Genomic DNA, 17353 nt, shown 5'->3' with positions numbered 1-17353 from the left:
TGATGAAACTGCCCGTTCGACAGCTTGGTGGTGATGAGCGAGGCCAGGCGCTGCTTCGTTGTCCGGAAGCCTTCCCGGCGGACTGGTCGACCCATCGTGTTCTTGTTCTGTTATCGCAGCCGCGACCTGTTCGATCAACAGAACAGGAGGCAGTCAAGCACGAAATCGAGAGGCATTCTAAACATACCTTTCGCAAAAACGTGAAGGCTGACGGAGAAAACGTCATGCCGTTCGAGTGAGAACCTACCGGTCACGAATAAGCGGTTGAAATTGGCGCATTCTTGGCACAGATTGGAGCGCGATAATCAGAACAACACGCTATCCGGCATGACCTCTGGAACGTCGTATTCCTAGGAAGAGCGTCGCCGAGCGTAGCATCAGATAAAAGGCCCGCTTCCTTGACTCAGCGTCTGTTCGTCACCGGGCTCTCCGGTTTCGTAGGCAAGCATCTTCAAGCTTATCTGGCAGCGGCCCACACGCCGTGGGCGCTCCTTCCCGTACCGCATCGTTACGACCTGCTGGAGCCGGATTCGCTGGGCGACCTCTGGCCGGAGCTGCCGGATGCGGTCATCCACCTGGCCGGGCAGACCTATGTGCCGGAGGCCTTCCGCGATCCTGCGCGGACCCTGCAGATCAACCTCCTTGGCACCCTGAACCTGCTCCAGGCGCTTAAGGCGCGGGGCTTCTCCGGTACCTTCCTGTACATCAGCTCCGGCGACGTCTACGGCCAGGTGGCCGAGGCGGCGTTGCCGATCCACGAGGAACTCATCCCCCACCCGCGCAATCCCTATGCGGTCAGCAAGCTGGCGGCCGAGTCGCTGTGCCTGCAGTGGGGTATCACCGAAGGCTGGCGGGTGCTGGTGGCGCGGCCGTTCAACCATATCGGGCCGGGGCAGAAGGACAGCTTCGTGATCGCCAGCGCCGCGCGGCAGATCGCCCGGATGAAGCAGGGCTTGCAGGCCAATCGGCTGGAAGTGGGGGACATCGACGTCAGCCGTGATTTCCTCGATGTCCAGGACGTGCTGTCAGCCTATCTGCGCCTGCTCTCCCACGGCGAGGCGGGCGCCGTCTATAACGTCTGTTCCGGGCAGGAGCAGAAGATTCGCGAGCTGATCGAACTGCTGGCGGACATCGCCCAGGTCGAGCTGGAAATCGTTCAGGACCCTGCCCGGATGCGCCGGGCGGAACAGCGTCGGGTTCGCGGCAGCCATGCGCGACTGCATGACGCCACGGGCTGGAAGCCTGAAATAACCATAAAACAGTCCCTGCGGGCGATCCTGTCCGACTGGGAGTCACGGGTACGAGAAGAATGACAAGAAGTGCACTGGTAACTGGGATCACCGGTCAGGACGGAGCGTACCTGGCCAAGCTGCTGCTGGAGAAGGGCTACCGGGTCCACGGCCTGGTGGCGCGGCGCAGCAGCGACACGCGCTGGCGCCTGCGTGAACTGGGGATCGAAGGCGATATCCAGTACGAGGACGGCGACATGGCCGATGCCTGTTCGGTGCAGCGCGCGGTGATCAAGGCGCAGCCGCAGGAGGTCTACAACCTGGCGGCACAGAGCTTCGTCGGGGCTTCCTGGAACCAGCCGGTGACCACCGGCGTCGTCGACGGCCTGGGCGTGACCCACCTGCTCGAGGCGATCCGCCAGTTCAGCCCGGAAACGCGCTTCTACCAGGCCTCCACCAGCGAGATGTTCGGCCTGATCCAGGCCGAGCGCCAGGACGAGAACACGCCGTTCTACCCGCGCAGCCCCTACGGCGTGGCCAAGCTCTATGGCCACTGGATCACCGTCAACTATCGCGAGAGCTTCGGCCTGCACGCCTCCAGCGGCATCCTGTTCAACCACGAGTCGCCGCTGCGCGGCATCGAGTTCGTCACGCGCAAGGTTACCGACGCGGTGGCCCGCATCAAGCTCGGCAAGCAGCAGGAATTGCGCCTGGGCAACGTCGACGCCAAGCGCGACTGGGGCTTTGCCGGGGACTACGTCGAAGCCATGTGGCTGATGTTGCAGCAGGACAAGGCCGACGACTACGTGGTGGCCACCGGTGTCACTACCACCGTGCGCGACATGTGCCAGATCGCTTTCGAGCATGTGGGCCTGGACTACCGCGACTTCCTCAAGATCGACCCGGCGTTCTTCCGGCCCGCCGAGGTCGACGTGCTGCTGGGTAATCCGGCCAAGGCCCAGCGTGTGCTCGGCTGGAAGCCCAGGACCAGCCTGGACGAGCTGATCCGGATGATGGTCGAGGCGGACCTGCGACGCGTTTCCCGGGAGTAAGCCATGCTGATTCCCGTGGTGCTTTCCGGCGGCGCCGGTACCCGCCTGTGGCCGGTGTCGCGTGAAGGACAGCCGAAGCCGTTCATGCGCCTGCCCGATGGCCAGACCCTGCTGGGCAAGACCTACCGACGTGCCGCCGGGCTCCTGGCCGGGCATGGCGAAATCGTCACGGTGACCAACCGCGAGCATTACTTCCAGAGCAAGGACCAGTTCCAGGCGGCCCGCCTGGGGCGGCACCGGGGACATTTCATCCTCGAACCGACCGGGCGCAACACCGCCCCGGCGATTGCCGTCGCCGCCCTGGCGCTGCAAGCCGAACATGGCGACGCGGCGGTACTGGTGGTGATGCCGGCGGATCACCTGATCCGCAACGAGGAGGCCTTCCGCGAGGCGGTGGGGCATGCCGCGCGTCTCGCCGTCGCCGGGCACCTGGTTACCTTCGGCGTGGTGCCGGACGCAGCGGAAACCGGTTTCGGCTATATCGAGCTGGGCGACCGGCTGGACGAGCAGGGGGCGGCCAAGGTGCGCCGCTTCGTCGAGAAACCCGATGAGGAAACCGCCCGTCGCTACGTGGAAAGTGGCGGTTTCCTGTGGAACTCCGGGATGTTCTGTTTCACGGCCTCGACCCTGGTCGACGAGCTGGCGCAGCATGCCCCGGCCCTGCTGGAGCAGGCCAGGGCCTGCCTGGCCGCCAGTGCGGCGGTGAAGATGGCCGATGGCATCCAGCATGAGCTGGCGGGCGAAGCCTTCGCCGCGCTGCCGGACATTTCCATCGACTATGCGCTGATGGAGCGCTCCGCGCGGGTCGCCGTGGTGCCGGCGGCCTTCGACTGGAGCGATATCGGTTCCTGGGGCGCGATGAGCGCGCTGCTCGACGCGGACGCAGAGGGCAATCGCGGCAGCGGCGACACCCTGTTCGTCGACACCCGTAACACCTTCGTGCAGAGCGACGGGCGCCTGGTCGCCACGGTCGGGGTCGACGACCTGGTCGTGGTGGATACTTCCGATGCGCTGCTGATCGCCCGCGCCGACCGGGTCCAGGAGGTGCGCAGGGTGGTGCAGCGGTTGAAGGACGAGCGGCACGAGGCCTATCGGCTGCATCGGACCGTCAACCGTCCCTGGGGCAGCTATACCGTCCTCGAGGAAGGGCCGCGCTTCAAGATCAAGCGAATCGTGGTCAGGCCGGGAGAGCGCTTGTCGCTGCAGATGCACCATCACCGCAGCGAGCACTGGATCGTGGTGCAAGGCATGGCCAGGGTCACCAATGGCGATGGCGCGCGGCTGGTCAACAGCAACGAGTCGACCTACATTCCCGCGGGCCACCGGCATCGCCTGGAAAACCCGGGGGTCATCGACCTGGTGATGATCGAGGTGCAGAGCGGCGAATACCTGGGAGAGGACGACATCGTCCGCTTCGAGGACCAGTACGGCAGGGTGGTCTGATGCTTCTTGGCTTGTCTCGTTCCTTGTGGGGCTATCGTGGCTTCGTTCTCGGCAGCGTCAAGCGCGAGTTCCAGTCGCGCTACCGCGGGTCGCTGTTCGGCGCGCTGTGGACGGTGCTCAATCCGCTGTCGATGATCGTCGTCTACACGGTGATCTTCTCCCAGGTGATGCGCGCGCGCCTGCCGGGCGTCGACGACGGCCTGGCCTACAGCGTCTATCTCTGCGCCGGGCTGCTGACCTGGGGCCTGTTCGCGGAAATCACCTCGCGCAGCCAGAGCATGTTCATCGAGAACGCCAACCTGCTGAAGAAGATCAGCTTCCCGCGCATCTGCCTGCCGGTCATCGTACTGCTCAACGCCGGGGTCAATTTCGCCATCATCCTCGCCTTGTTCCTCGGCTTTCTTGCCCTCAGCGGGCGCCTGCCGGGCGCGGCATTGCTCGCGCTGGTGCCGCTGCTGGCGATCCAGGTGCTGTTCGCGGCGGGACTGGGGATGATCCTCGGGGTGCTCAACGTGTTCTTCCGCGACGTCGGCCAGTTGTTCGGCATCTGTCTGCAGTTCTGGTTCTGGCTGACGCCGATCGTCTATCCGATCGGCATCCTGCCCGAGGGTATCCGCTCGCTGATCGAACTCAACCCGATGACCGCGCTGATGCGCAGCTACCAGCAGCTGTTCCTCCACGGGCAATGGCCGGACTGGCCTTCATTGCTGCCGATCACCCTGCTGGCGCTGCTGCTGTGCGCGCTCGGCCTGCGTCTGTTCCGCCAGCGGGTCGGCGAAATGGTGGATGAACTCTGATGGGACAGATACACGTATCCGGCCTCGGCAAGGCCTACAAGCAGTATCCCAATCGCTGGAGCCGGTTGTTCGAATGGCTGGTGCCTTTCAGCCCTCCGCGCCACCACCTGCACTGGATCCTGCGCGAGGTCGAGTTCACCATCGAGCCGGGCGAAGCGGTCGGCATCGTCGGGGTCAACGGCGCCGGCAAGAGCACCTTGCTGAAGATGATCGCCGGCACCACCCAGCCGACCTGCGGCGAGATCCGCGTGGCCGGCCGGGTCGCCGCGCTGCTCGAGCTGGGCATGGGCTTCCACCCGGACTTCACCGGCCGGCAGAACGTCTTCATGGCCGGGCAATTGCTGGGCATGCAGGTCGAGGAAATCCAGGCGCTGATGCCGGAGATCGAGGCCTTCGCCGAAATCGGCGAGGCCATCGAGCAACCGGTGCGCACCTACTCCAGCGGCATGCAGATGCGCCTGGCGTTCAGCGTGGCGACTGCCCGGCGGCCGGACATCCTGATCGTCGACGAGGCCCTGTCGGTTGGCGATGCCTATTTCCAGCACAAGAGCTTCGAGCGCATCCGCAGTTTCCGCAAGGCCGGCACCACCCTGCTGATCGTTTCCCACGACCGCTCGGCGATCCAGTCCATCTGCGACTCCGCGATCCTCCTGGAGCAGGGACGGATGGCCATGCGCGGGCGGCCGGAAGAAGTGATGGACTACTACAACGCCCTGCTCGCCGAGCGCGAGGGGCAGACCGTGCGCCAGGAAATGCTCGCCGACGGCCAGGTGCGGACGATTTCCGGCACTGGCGAGGCAGCGATCCTCGACGTACGGATGGTCGACCAGCGGCAGCGCGCGCTGGAGGTGGTCGAGGTAGGCCAGGCGGTGACGCTGGAAGTCGAGGTCGAAGTTCGCCAGGACATCGAGCGGCTGATCCTCGGCTTCATGATCAAGGACCGCCTCGGCCAGCCGATGTACGGGATCAATACCCACCGCCTGGACAAGGCCCTCACCGACCTGAAGGCCGGCGAGCGCATCACCTACCGCTTCGCTTTCGACATGCGTCTGGGCAAGGGGCACTACTCGGTGGCGCTGAGCCTGTCGCGGCTGGACTCGCACCTGGACCGCAACTTCGAATGGCGCGACTACGGCCTGGTCTTCCATGTCATCAACAACCGCCAGGAAGACTTCGTCGGTTGCTCCTGGCTGGGCGCCGAAACCCATATCAGCCGCTCCGGCGAGGCGGCTCTGGACCCCACTTCCGCGGAGAGCACTCCATGACGCGTCTGTTGGTCGAATGCACCTATGTGTTCGAGCATCCCAAGGTCAATTCCGGTATTCAGCGGGTGGTGCGCAACGTCATCCGCGAGTTGCCGGAAGCCGACGAGACGGTGGAGTGCATCCCGGTGGCAATGCTCGACGGCACCCTGTATCAGGTCCACAGCCTGGCGCCGCTGGACCCGCGGCCGCATTCGCCGTTGGTACGCCTGCGCATCCTGGTGGAGCGAGCCGCCAACTACTTCTGGCTGGGCCAGCGCACCCTGGAAAAGCGCCGCCCGTTCCGTTCCTCGCCGTGGGCCCGGCGCCTTCTCTATGTAGCCTGCCGCCTGTTCGCCTTCGCCTTCCTCAGCATTCCGCTGCGCCTGCTCGACCGCATCCTCGGCAAGCAGCAGCCTGCACCCGTGCGCGCGACCCCGCTCGAACATCGGGCCGGCGACCAACTGGTCTTGCTGGACTCCTCCTGGCACGCCGATTTCTTCCCGCTGGCGGAACGCCTCAAGAGCGAGGGCGTGGGCATCGTCTCGGTGATCTACGACCTGATTCCCCTGACCCATCCGCAATTCTGCGATGCCGGCCTGGTCAAGGTGTTCAACCACTGGTTCGACTGGATCGCGGCCACCGCCGACGGCTACGTCGCGATTTCCGAGACCATTCGCGACGAAGTGCGCGCGGAGATGCTGCGGCGCATCGGCCCGGAGAAGGTCGCGCAACGCTGGTTCGATTATTTCCACCTGGGTTCGGAGCTGGACCTGGTGGAGGACGGCGCCTCCGTCGAGCCCGACCTGCTGCGCATGTTCAAGGCCAAGGCGCCGGTATTCCTGATGGTCAGCACCATCGAGCCGCGGAAGAACCACGGTTACCTGCTGGATGCCTTCGAGCGCGCCTGGGCCCAGGGTTCGCAGGTGCGGTTGTGCATCGCCGGACGCATCGGCTGGAAGTGCGAGGCGCTGGTGGAACGGGTGCGGCAGCATCCGGAGCTGAACAAGCGCCTGTTCATGTTCAACGACCTCTCCGACAAGAGCCTGGAGTACGCATACTCCCATGCCGCATCGCTGGTCTTCCCGTCCTATGTGGAAGGTTTCGGCCTGCCGCTGGTGGAGGCCATGCAGCGCGGCCTGCCGGCGATGGGCAGCGACATCCCGGTGTTCCGCGAGATCGGCGGCGAATTCATGGCCTACTTCGACCTTGCCGATCCGCAGACCCTGGCGAACCTGGTCACCCGCTTCGAAGCCACGGGCGAGTTCCCGGCCGAGCGACCGGTCGGCGAATGGCGCTGGATCGGCTGGCACGAAGCGAGTCGGCAACTGATCGCGCGGATCCTGCTCGCCCTCGGCAAGGCCCCGACGCATGGCGAGGCAGTACATGCGGATTGCGGTTAACGCGCGGATTCTCCAGGCGCCGCGGACCGGCATCGGACATTACCTGGTCGAGTTGCTGGGCGCGTTGCAGGCGCACGCGGACTTCGAGTTTTCCCTGTTCCATGGCTGGGGCTGGAGCGGCGACCTGCCGGCGGCGGCGCTGCCCGGCTATTCGCGTCTGTCGCCCTGGCTGCGCAACCTGCCCGGAGCCTACCGGGCACGACGCTGGCTGGAGCAGCGGCGTTTCGATAGCGGTCGGCCGCCGGTCGATCTCTACCATGAGCCCAGTCTCTGGCCGCTGGACTTCGACGGGCCGATGCTGATGACCCTGCACGACCTGACCCACCTGCATTATCCGGCGACGCAACCCGCCGCCCGCTTGCGCGAAATAGAACGCCGGCTGGCGCGCGGGATGGAAAAGGCGCGGTTGATCCTGACCGACTCGCAGGCGATCGCCGACGAGGCGCAGGCGTATTTCGGCCTGCCGCGCGAGCGCTTCGTGGTGGCGCCCCTCGGCCATGCCGCGCGGTTCCGTCCGCGGGACCGGGAGTCCCTGCGCGAGCCCTTGCGCGCGCATGGCCTGGTGCCGCGCGGGTATTTCCTCTGCGTAGGAACCCTCGAACCGCGCAAGAACCTGTCGCTGGCCCTGCGCGCCCATGGGCAACTGCCGGCGCCGGTCCGCCAGCGTTTTCCGCTGATGATCGTCGGCATGCCGGGATGGGAAAGTCGCTCGCTTGACGACGAACTGCGCCAGGCGCTGGCTTCTGGGACGGTGCGGCTGCTCGGCTACCTGCCGGACGAGCGGGTCGCCGAGTTGATGTCGGGCGCTCGGGCGCTGGTCTTCCCCTCGATCTACGAAGGCTTCGGCCTGCCTGTGCTGGAAGCCATGGCCAGCGGCACGCCGGTATTGCTCACGCGACTCTCCGCAATGCCGGAGGTGGCCGGCGAGGCGGGCAGCTATATTGACCCGGATGATGCCAATGGGCTATCTGACATGCTGGTCCGCATGACCGAGGATACCGTCTACTGGGAGTGCTGCCGGGAAGCCGGCCTGCGACGGGCGGAGCAGTTTTCCTGGAAGCGTTGCGCGAATCTCACCGCTGCAGCCTATCGTCGTGCCGTGGAGGGCTGAATGCGGGTACTGCACTTCTACAAGACCTACCTGAGCGAGACGGTAGGCGGGATCGAACAGGTGATCTTCCAGCTTTGCGAGAGCAGCGGGTCGTGGGGGATCGACAACCACGTCCTGACCCTGAGCAGCGACCCGCATCCGCCTGTCGTGCCCTTCGGCGGACATGTGGTGCATCGCGCCAGGCTCGACCTGCAGCTCGCCTCCACCGGTTTTTCCCTGAGCGTGTTCAAGCAGTTCCGCGAGCTGGCGGCGGAGGCGGACGTGGTCAACTACCACTTCCCCTGGCCGTTCATGGACCTGGTGCATTTCCTCACCGGTATGAACAAGCCGAGCGTGGTCACCTACCATTCGGACATCATCCGCCAGCGCGTCCTGTTGAAACTGTACCGGCCGCTTATGGGGCGCTTCCTTCATAGCGTCGATCGGATCGCGGTGGCGTCGCCCAACTACTTCAGCACCAGCGACGTGCTCCGCCAGTACCGGGAAAAGACCCGGGTGATCACCTACGGCCTGGACAAGGCTTGCTACCCGAAGCCTGCGGCACAGCGTCTGGAGCACTGGCGAGAGAAACTCGGGCCGCGGTTCTTCCTGTTCGTCGGGGTGATGCGTTACTACAAGGGCCTGCATATCCTGCTGGATGCGTTGCAGGGCACCGATTACCCGGTGGTGATCGTCGGTGCCGGGCCGTTGCAGGCCGAGCTGTATGCCCAGGCCGCGGCGCTGGGGTTGCGCAACGTGCACTTCCTCGGGCGGGTGGACGACGAGGACAAGGTCGCCCTGCTGCAACTCAGCTACGCCATGGTCTTTCCGTCGCACCTGCGTTCCGAGGCGTTCGGCATCTCCCTGCTGGAGGGCGCGATGTACGGCAAGCCGATGATCTCCAGCGAGATCGGCACCGGCACCAGCTACATCAATATCCATGGCGAGACCGGCCTGGTCGTGCCGCCCAGCCAGCCGGCCGCGTTTCGCCAAGCGATGCGCTGGCTCTGGGAGCATCCGCAGCAGGCGGAGGATATGGGCAGGAACGCGGAGGCCCGCTATCGGCAACTGTTCACCGCCGAAGAGATGGGGCGTCGCTGGAGCGAGCTGTACCGTGAACTGCTGGAGGAAAAGGCTTCTTCCAGATACGTGAAGGCCGCTCGGTAAGGAGCGGCCTACGGTACAGTTCAGGCTGGGCCGAACCGGGGCGTTACAGTATCGCTTAGCGCCAGAACGGCTTGTTCAGCTCGGCGTAGCGCTGGGCTTCGCTGATGCCGGCGTCGGCGAGCAGGCGGGAGTCCAGACGGGCCAGCTGGCGACGGCTCTGGATGCGGCGCTGCCACAGTTTCATGGTGCCCAGCAGGCTGCTGCTGCGGCGGTTGGAGCGAGCGATGTCGAAAGTGTTGGAACCGAGGGTACGTTCCATGATGTGTCGATCCTTCCCACTTGTGGTGGGTAGTCAGGTTGCTAGTGATTAACTGAGCAATATGATCTGACTAACAGGTCAACAAGAATAGGAACAGTTGCGGAGAATTGCGTTGGATCACCGGGGTGTGTTTCCGAACTGTATGGGTTGTTTCGGTGCGTAACTGTACCGCTCTGCACCGTCATGGTGCGTTACCGAAAGAAACAACGAAGTGTTACAGCAGGAAAAGCGGAAGGGCCGGGTCGGCGTGTTGCGATGGCGGCAAGAGAAAAGGCCGCCGAAATATGTTTTTACGTGGTTTTTTCTGCCCTGTCCAGACGCCCGGAAGAATTAATCGTCCGGGCGCTGGAAATAGTTGCGGATGAAACGGTTCAGCCTCAGCCGGCCAGCATGTGTCCACGTTCTTCCAGGTTCAGGTGCCAGGCCAGCGCCTCGCGCAACAGATGCGGCGTGTGGCCGCCTTTCGCGCAAGCCGCCTCGAAGTAGTCCAGCAGCGGTGCCTGGTAGGACGGGTGGACACAGTTCTCGATGATCACCCGGGCCCGTTCGCGAGGCGCCAGGCCGCGCAGGTCGGCGAGGCCCTGCTCGGTGACGAGGATGTCGACGTCGTGCTCGGTGTGGTCGACATGGCTGACCATCGGCACCACGCTGGAAATGTTGCCGCCCTTGGCGATCGACTTGGTGACGAAGATCGCCAGGTGCGCGTTGCGGGCGAAGTCGCCGGAGCCGCCGATACCGTTCATCATCTTGGTGCCGCCGACGTGGGTCGAGTTGACGTTGCCGTAGATGTCGAACTCCAGCGCCGTATTGATGCCGATGATGCCCAGGCGACGGACCACCTCGGGGTGGTTGGAGATTTCCTGCGGGCGCAGCACCAGCTTGTCCTTGTAGCGCTCCAGGTTACCGAACACGTCGGCGTTACGCCGCGGCGACAGGGTGATCGAGCTGCCCGAGGCGAAGCGCAGCTTGCCGGCGTCGATCAGGTCGAAGGTCGAGTCCTGCAGCACTTCGGAGTACATGGTCAGGTTCTCGAACGGCGACTCGATCAGGCCGCACATCACCGCGTTGGCGATGCTGCCGATACCGGCCTGCAGCGGGCCGAGGCTGTTGCTCATGCGCCCGGCGTCGACCTCGCGCTTGAAGAAATCGATCAGGTGGTTGGCGATGGCCTGGGTCTCGCCGTCCGGCGGCAGCACGGTGGATGGCGAGTCCGGCTGGTCGTTGATGACGATGGCGACGATCTTCTCCGGCGGGATCGGGATCGCCGTGCTGCCGATGCGGTCGTCGACGCGGGTCAGCGGGATCGGCGTGCGGGTCGGCCGGTAGGTCGGGATATAGATGTCGTGCAGGCCTTCCAGGTTGGTGCTGTGGGCCAGGTTGATCTCGACGATGACCTGCTTGGCGAAGATCGCGAAGCTCGCCGAGTTGCCCACCGAGGTGGTCGGCACGATGTGGCCCTGCTCGGTGATCGCGGCGGCTTCGATGACGGCGATGTCCGGCAGCTTCAGCTGGTGGTTGCGCAACTGCTCGACGGTTTCCGAGAGATGCTGGTCGATGAACATCACTTCGCCGGCGTTGATCGCCTTGCGCAGGGTGCTGTCGACCTGGAACGGCATGCGCCGGGCGAGCACGCCGGCCTCGGTGAGCTGCTTGTCGAGGTCGTTGCCGAGGCTGGCGCCGGTCATCAGGCTGATACGCAGCGGACGTTCCTTGGCGCGCATGGCCAGCGCCTGGGGTACGGCCTTGGCCTCGCCGGCGCGGGTGAAACCGCTCATGCCGACGGTCATGCCGTCCTGGATCAGGTCGGCGGCTTCGGCCGCACTCATCACCTTGTCGAGCAGGGAGGGCAGGCGCACGCGATCACGGTACATGGAACGAACCTCAGACGACGAATTATTAGAGGCCGCCAGTCTAGGGTTTCCGCGATTTTTCGCCTTTATACCAAGGTCGAAGCGCCATTCAGCGGGCTTATGGGCGGATTGCCAGGACCACCACGCCCGCTGTCACCAGGGCTACGCCGAGCCATTGGCGCAGGTCCAGGCGTTCGCCGAGGAAGGCCACGCCGAGCAGTGCCACCAGCACCACGCTGAACTTGTCCAGCGGCGCCACCAGCGACGCCGGGCCGAGCTTGAGGGCGCGGAAATAGCAGGTCCAGGAGGCACCGGTGGCCAGCCCGGAGAGCACCAGGAACAGCCAGCTGCGCGGCAGGATGCTGCCCGGGGCCTGGAACTTGCCCAGGACCGCGAGGATGCCGCCGAGGGTGACGAGGATCACCAGGGTGCGGATGAAGGTGGCGAAGTCCGAATCGACCCGGTCGAGGCCGATCTTGGCGAAGATCGCGGTCAGCGCGGCGAACAGCGCCGAAAGCAGTGCCCAGAAGGCCCAGGATGCCAGCATGTCGTCCTCCTCCGGGCCTTCTCCACGGGCTGCGCCGCTACAGGGCTTCCAGCTTGGCGTAGCCGAGCATCAGCCACTTGCTGCCTTCGCTCTCGAAATTCACCTGCACCCGGGCCTGGGCGCCGGCGCCTTCGAAGTTGAGGATAGTCCCTTCGCCGAACAGCGCGTGGCGCACCCGCTGGCCGAGGGAGAAGGGCGTCTCCGGCACCCCGGCGCCGCTGAAGAGGTTGCCGCCGGCACTGCGCGAGGTGCCGCCGTAGGGGCGGCTGACGGTATTGGACAGGCGCACTTCCTGGATCAGCGCCGGCGGGATCTCGCGGATGAAGCGCGAAACCTTGTTGTAGGTCTCGCTACCGTAGAGCCGGCGGGTCTCCGCGTAGGTCAGGACCAGTCGCTGCATGGCGCGGGTGACGCCGACGTAGGCCAGGCGGCGTTCCTCTTCCAGGCGGCCGGATTCCTCCAGGCTCATCTTGTGCGGGAACAGCCCTTCCTCCATGCCGACCAGGAACACCAGCGGGAACTCCAGGCCCTTGGCGCTGTGCAGGGTCATCAGCTGGACACTGTCCTCGTGGGCGTCGGCCTGGGTTTCCCCGGCCTCCAGGGAGGCGTGGCTGAGGAAGGCCTGCAGCGGGGTGAGGTCTTCCTCTTCCTCGCTGTTCTCGAAGGCGCGGGCGGCGCTGACCAGTTCCTCGAGGTTCTCCACCCGGGCCTGGCCTTTCTCGCCTTTTTCTTCCTTGTGGTAGCTGATCAGTCCGGACTGCTCGATCACCGTCTGGGTCATCAGGTGCAGCGGCATGTCCATGACCTTCGCCGAAAGATTCTCGATCAGCTCGACGAAGCCGGTCAGGGCGCTGGCGGCGCGGCCGGGCAGGACCTTGTTGGCGATCATCAGGCGGATCGCCTCCCACATCGACACATCGTTGCCGCGGGCGAATTCGCGGATGCTCTCCACGGTCTTCTCGCCGATGCCGCGTGCCGGCACGTTGACCACCCGTTCCAGCGCCGCGTCGTTGCCGCGGCCGTCGAGCAGGCGCAGGTAGGCCATGGCGTTCTTGATCTCGGCACGCTCGAAGAAGCGCTGGCCGCCGTAGATGCGGTAGGGAATCTTCTCCCGCAGCAGGGCTTCCTCCAGCACCCGCGACTGGGCGTTGGAGCGGTAGAGGATGGCGATCTCGCTGCGCGCCAGGCCGCCCTTGAGCGCGCTCTCGATCGATTCGACCACGTAGCGCGCCTCGTCGTGCTCGTTGAACGCGGCGTACAGGCTCAGCGACTCGCCGTCCTCGCCGTCGGTCCACAACTCCTTGCCCAGGCGTCCCTGGTTGTTGGCGATCAGGGCGTTGGCGGCCTTGAGGATCGACGCGGTGGAACGGTAGTTCTGCTCCAGGCGGATCACCTCGGCGTCGGCGAAGTCGTCGCTGAACTGCTGGATGTTCTCGATCCGTGCGCCACGCCAGCCGTAGATCGACTGGTCGTCGTCGCCGACCACCATCAGGCTGTCGCCGCCCTTGGCGAGAATCCGTAGCCAGGCGTACTGCACGGCGTTGGTGTCCTGGAACTCGTCCACCAGGATATGGCGGAAGCGCCGCTGGTAGTGCTCGAGCACGCCGGGATGGTCGCGCCAGAGGTCCAGGGCGCGCAGCAGCAGCTCGGAGAAGTCGATCACCCCGGCGCGGGCGCAGGCCGCCTCGTAGGCTTCGTAGATCTTCAGCATGGTGGCGAGGAACAGGTCGCCGCCGGGCTGGATGTGTTGCGGCCGCAGGCCCTCGTCCTTCTGCCCGTTGATGAACCACTGGGCCTGGCGCGCCGGCCAGCGCTGCTCGTCGAGGCCGAGTTCGCGGATCACCCGCTTGACCAGGCGTTGCTGGTCGTCGCTGTCGAGGATCTGGAAGTTCTCGCTCAGCCCGGCCTCGCGCCAGTGCGCGCGCAGCAGGCGATGGGCGAGGCCGTGGAAGGTGCCGACCCACATGCCCGCCGGATTGATCCCGAGCAACTGCTCGATGCGGTGGCGCATCTCCGCCGCCGCCTTGTTGGTGAAGGTCACCGACAGGATGCTGTAGGGCGAGGCGTGCTCGACCTGGATCAGCCAGGCGATCCGGTGCACCAGCACGCGGGTCTTGCCCGAGCCGGCGCCGGCGAGGACCAGTTGGCGGCCCAGCGGCGCGGCCACGGCCTGGCGCTGCGGGTCGTTGAGGGAGTTCAGCAGGAGGGAGAGGTCGTCGTTCATCGCGGCATTCTACCGGGGCGGGGAAAAGCCGGGCAAACCGGGCCGCCATTCGGCGCAGACCGGCGCAGCGTCGGGCCTGGCTGCGGAAAAATGCTCTGTCCCGGCCTTGGGCAGCCTGCCCCTGCTCGGTTATGCTCCGGCCACTTCAAGGCAAACCACTACAAGAACAAGCGCCTATGACCGTCCATGTCGAGCCCTTGGCGCTGCCGGGCGGCAGCACCGATGTACTGCGGCTCTACGCCCGCGAAATTGCCATCGAGCGTACCCGGCTCCTTTATCTCGGCTCGCGCACGCCGACCCTGCTCATGCTGCTCGGCGGCGTGACCAGCGCCTGCCTGGTGTGGGGCAAGGTCAGCAGCTGGCTGCTCGGTGGCTGGCTGGTCTGGCTGGTGTTGCTCGCCGTCCTGCGCCTGCTGCAGGTCGCCGCCTTCCAGCAGGCCGACAGCCGTCGCCAGGCCAGCCGCCACTGGCGGCGGACCTTCCTGTGCGGCGCCGGCGCCTCGGGCCTGACCCTGGCGTTCGCGGTGATCATGCTGGTCCCGGCCGATGCCTTCCTCCAGCAGGTGCTGGTGTTCGGCCTGGTGGCGGCGGCGATCCTCTCCGCCAGCGTCGCCTATGCGGTGAGCCTGCCGGCCTTCCTCACCTTCGCCTTGCCGGGCCTGCTGCCATCCATCGTTTTCCTGCTGTTGCAGCCGCATAGCCTGTTGCAGGGCTGGGGCGTGCTCGGCCTGATCCTGCTGGTGGCGCTGCTGGTGGTCGCCGGGCAGATCCACCGGCTGGTGCAGGGCGCGCTGTTGCGACGCTTCCAGACCCAGGCGCTGAACCTGCACCTGGAACGCGTCAACGCCGAGGCCGAAGCGCTCAATCGCAAGCTCGCCCAGGAGGTCGGCCAGCGACGCCTGGTCGAACGCGAGCTGCGCGCCGCCCGCGATGCCTTGCAGCGCCGGGTGGAGGCGCGCACCGAGGAGCTTGGCGTGACCAGCCAGGCGCTCAGCCAGAGCGAGGCGCGCCTGGCCATGGCCCTGGAGGCCAGTGAGCTGGGGTTGTGGGACTGGAACCTGGAGAGCGGCCGGGTCCAGCATTCCTATCTCGAGGCGGTCTTCAGCGACGCCGGGGACGGTCCCGAGGACTATCGCAGGCTGATCGAAAGCATCCACCCCGGCGACCTGCCGCGTATCCGTCGCGCCCTCGCCGAACATCTCAAGGGGCGCAGCGAGCTGTACCGGGTGGAGTACCGCGTGCGCGACCGGGAGGGCGGCTGGCGCTGGCTGGAGGATCGTGGCCGGGCCATGGCTCGCGACCCGCGGGGACGGGTGACGCGGATGCTCGGCACGCGCAGCGACATCAGCGCGCGCAAGCGCCTGGAAGAGCAGCAGCAACTGGCCGCGACAGTGTTCGAGGCGGCCAGCGAGAGCATCGTGATCCTCGATCCGGCCTACAACCTGCTGGCGGTCAACCAGGCCTTCAGTCGCATCACCGGCTATCGCCGCGAGGACGTGGTCGGGCGCAACGCCAGCCTGCTGGTGAATACCCCCGAGGCCCAGCGCCACTACCGGCAGATCCGCGCCGAGCTGCGCCAGCATGGGCAGTGGCAGGGCGAACTGGTGGATACGCGGAAGAATGGCGATCCCTATCCCCAATGGCTGCAGCTCAACCTGCTGCGCGATGGCAACGGCGAGGCGACCCACATCGTCGGTTTCTTCACCGATCTCAGCGCCCGCCGCGACGTCGAGGAGCGCCTGCGTCACCTGCTGCACTACGACGAACTGACCGGCCTGGCCAACCGCCGGTTGTTCCGCGAGCGGCTGCACGAGGCGGCCCAGCGGGCGCGCCAGGAGGAAGGCGGGCTGGCCCTGCTGCTGATCGACCTGGACCGCTTCAAGCTGCTCAACGACAGCCTCGGCCACGAGGTCGCCGACCAGTTGCTCAGGGAGATGGCCCAGCGCCTGCGGCGCACCGCGCCGGAAGCCAACACCCTGGCGCGTCTGGCCGGCGACGAGTTCGCCATCCTCCTCGATGGCGGCACCGGCGCCGCGGCCCTGTCGCGCCTGGCCGAACGCCTGCTGGTCCAGTTGCGCCAGCCGGTGAGCGTGCTGGGCCACGAGCTGATCCTCGGCGCCTCGCTGGGGATCAGCCTGTTTTCCGAGCAGGCGCGGGAAATCTCCGTGCTGATGAGCCAGGCGAACCTGGCGATGCAACATGCCAAGCAACTCGGCGGCAACACCTTCCAGTTCTTCCGTGACAACCTGCAGGACAGCACCCTCGAACGCCTGCGCCTGGAAACCCGGTTGCGCAAGGCGGTCGAGGAGGGCCAGCTGGACGTGCATTACCAGCCCAAGCTGTGCCTGGCCAGCGGCTGCGCGGACTCGGTCGAGGCGCTGGTGCGCTGGCACCATCCGGAGGAGGGCATGATCCCGCCGTCGACCTTCATCGGCCTCGCCGAGGAGTGCGGGTTGATCGGCGAGATCGGCGAATTCGTCCTGCGCCGGGCCTGCCTGCAGGCCGCCGAGTGGAGCCAGCGGGGCCTGAACCTGCGGGTCTCGGTGAACCTCTCGGTCCACCAGTTGCGCCAGGGCGACCTGCTCGACGTAGTGCGCTCGGCGCTGGCCGACAGCGGCCTGCCGGCGGCGCAACTGGAGCTGGAGTTGACCGAAAGCCAGTGGCTGGACGCCCTCGACAGTGTCCTGGCGACCTTCCGCCAGTTGCGCGAGATGGGGGTGAAGCTGTCGGTCGACGACTTCGGCACCGGCTATTCCTCGCTCAGCTACCTGAAGCGCCTGCCGCTGGACTACCTGAAGATCGACCAGTCGTTCGTCCGCGACCTGACCCAGAACAGCGAGGATGCGGCGATCATCCGGGCGATCATCGCCATGGCCCACAGCCTCGACCTGAAGGTGGTCGCCGAAGGCGTGGAAACCATCGAGCAGCGGGACTTCCTGGTGGCCCAACGTTGCGACGAGCTGCAGGGCTACCTGATCGGCCGGCCGTTGCCGGCCCATGCCCTGGAGGAAGGTTTGCGCCAGGCTCGTTGAACGCGATCCGGCGGAGTAT

14 protein-coding genes are annotated in these 17353 nt (G+C 66.0%); 10 read left to right on the top strand and 4 right to left on the bottom strand.

The window, feature by feature from the left end; all coding sequences use genetic code 11:
- Window positions 1-2 precede the first annotated feature (2 nt).
- The 9 genes from HMPREF2914_RS32360 (at window position 3) to wbpZ (ending at window position 9422) form a co-directional block, all read left to right on the top strand.
- Entirely contained in the window at window positions 3-239 is a 237-nt protein-coding gene (locus HMPREF2914_RS32360) for a hypothetical protein (protein WP_003096896.1), read from the top strand.
- Between the two features lie 159 nt (window positions 240-398).
- On the top strand, window positions 399-1313 hold the full coding sequence (gene rmd / locus HMPREF2914_RS12510) for a GDP-6-deoxy-D-mannose reductase (RefSeq protein ID WP_003096892.1): 915 nt from the start codon (window positions 399-401) through the stop codon (window positions 1311-1313).
- Window positions 1310-2281, top strand: coding sequence for a GDP-mannose 4,6-dehydratase (gmd, locus tag HMPREF2914_RS12505; protein WP_003096890.1), 972 nt, complete (start codon window positions 1310-1312; stop codon window positions 2279-2281). The genes rmd and gmd overlap by 4 nt, the downstream gene beginning before the upstream one ends.
- Before the next feature lie 3 nt (window positions 2282-2284).
- A complete protein-coding gene (locus HMPREF2914_RS12500; protein WP_003096889.1) occupies window positions 2285-3724 on the top strand; it encodes a mannose-1-phosphate guanylyltransferase/mannose-6-phosphate isomerase in 1440 nt (479 codons plus the stop codon).
- Window positions 3724-4521, top strand: coding sequence for an ABC transporter permease (locus HMPREF2914_RS12495; RefSeq protein ID WP_003096887.1), 798 nt, complete (start codon window positions 3724-3726; stop codon window positions 4519-4521). Before HMPREF2914_RS12500 ends, HMPREF2914_RS12495 begins: the two co-directional genes overlap by 1 nt.
- Complete coding sequence (locus HMPREF2914_RS12490) at window positions 4521-5786, top strand: ABC transporter ATP-binding protein (protein ID WP_023092788.1); 1266 nt, start codon at window positions 4521-4523, stop codon at window positions 5784-5786. The genes HMPREF2914_RS12495 and HMPREF2914_RS12490 overlap by 1 nt, the downstream gene beginning before the upstream one ends.
- On the top strand, window positions 5783-7165 hold the full coding sequence (locus HMPREF2914_RS12485) for a glycosyltransferase family 4 protein (protein ID WP_003110353.1): 1383 nt from the start codon (window positions 5783-5785) through the stop codon (window positions 7163-7165). Before HMPREF2914_RS12490 ends, HMPREF2914_RS12485 begins: the two co-directional genes overlap by 4 nt.
- On the top strand, window positions 7149-8276 hold the full coding sequence (locus HMPREF2914_RS12480; RefSeq protein ID WP_023092787.1) for a glycosyltransferase family 4 protein: 1128 nt from the start codon (window positions 7149-7151) through the stop codon (window positions 8274-8276). The genes HMPREF2914_RS12485 and HMPREF2914_RS12480 overlap by 17 nt, the downstream gene beginning before the upstream one ends.
- Entirely contained in the window at window positions 8277-9422 is a 1146-nt protein-coding gene (gene wbpZ, locus HMPREF2914_RS12475) for a D-rhamnosyltransferase WbpZ (RefSeq protein WP_003458263.1), read from the top strand.
- A 55-nt stretch (window positions 9423-9477) separates the two neighbouring features.
- Here wbpZ and HMPREF2914_RS12470 read toward each other — a convergent pair whose 3' ends face one another.
- The 4 genes from HMPREF2914_RS12470 to uvrD form a co-directional block, all read right to left on the bottom strand.
- A complete protein-coding gene (locus HMPREF2914_RS12470; RefSeq protein ID WP_003096877.1) occupies window positions 9478-9681 on the bottom strand; it encodes a DUF1127 domain-containing protein in 204 nt (67 codons plus the stop codon).
- Window positions 9682-10058: 377 nt separating this feature from the next.
- A complete protein-coding gene (locus HMPREF2914_RS12465) occupies window positions 10059-11552 on the bottom strand; it encodes an acetyl-CoA hydrolase/transferase family protein (RefSeq protein WP_003096875.1) in 1494 nt (497 codons plus the stop codon).
- 97 nt (window positions 11553-11649) lie between these two features.
- Window positions 11650-12078, bottom strand: a complete 429-nt coding sequence (locus HMPREF2914_RS12460) for an EamA family transporter (RefSeq protein ID WP_023092786.1) — start codon at window positions 12076-12078, stop codon at window positions 11650-11652.
- Between the two features lie 37 nt (window positions 12079-12115).
- Window positions 12116-14302 (bottom strand): DNA helicase II, encoded by a 2187-nt coding sequence (uvrD, locus tag HMPREF2914_RS12455; RefSeq protein WP_003096872.1) that lies wholly within the window; start codon window positions 14300-14302, stop codon window positions 12116-12118.
- A 176-nt stretch (window positions 14303-14478) separates the two neighbouring features.
- Between uvrD and HMPREF2914_RS12450 the strand changes: the two genes are divergently transcribed.
- Window positions 14479-17334 (top strand): putative bifunctional diguanylate cyclase/phosphodiesterase, encoded by a 2856-nt coding sequence (locus HMPREF2914_RS12450; RefSeq protein WP_023092785.1) that lies wholly within the window; start codon window positions 14479-14481, stop codon window positions 17332-17334.
- Window positions 17335-17353 lie beyond the last annotated feature (19 nt).

Origin of the sequence: Pseudomonas sp. HMSC067G02 (genome assembly GCF_001813485.1) — a bacterium.
Lineage (GTDB): Bacteria > Pseudomonadota > Gammaproteobacteria > Pseudomonadales > Pseudomonadaceae > Pseudomonas > Pseudomonas aeruginosa.
Note: the sequence above shows the minus strand (reverse complement) of the source record. Positions and strands in the feature narration are given on the sequence as shown.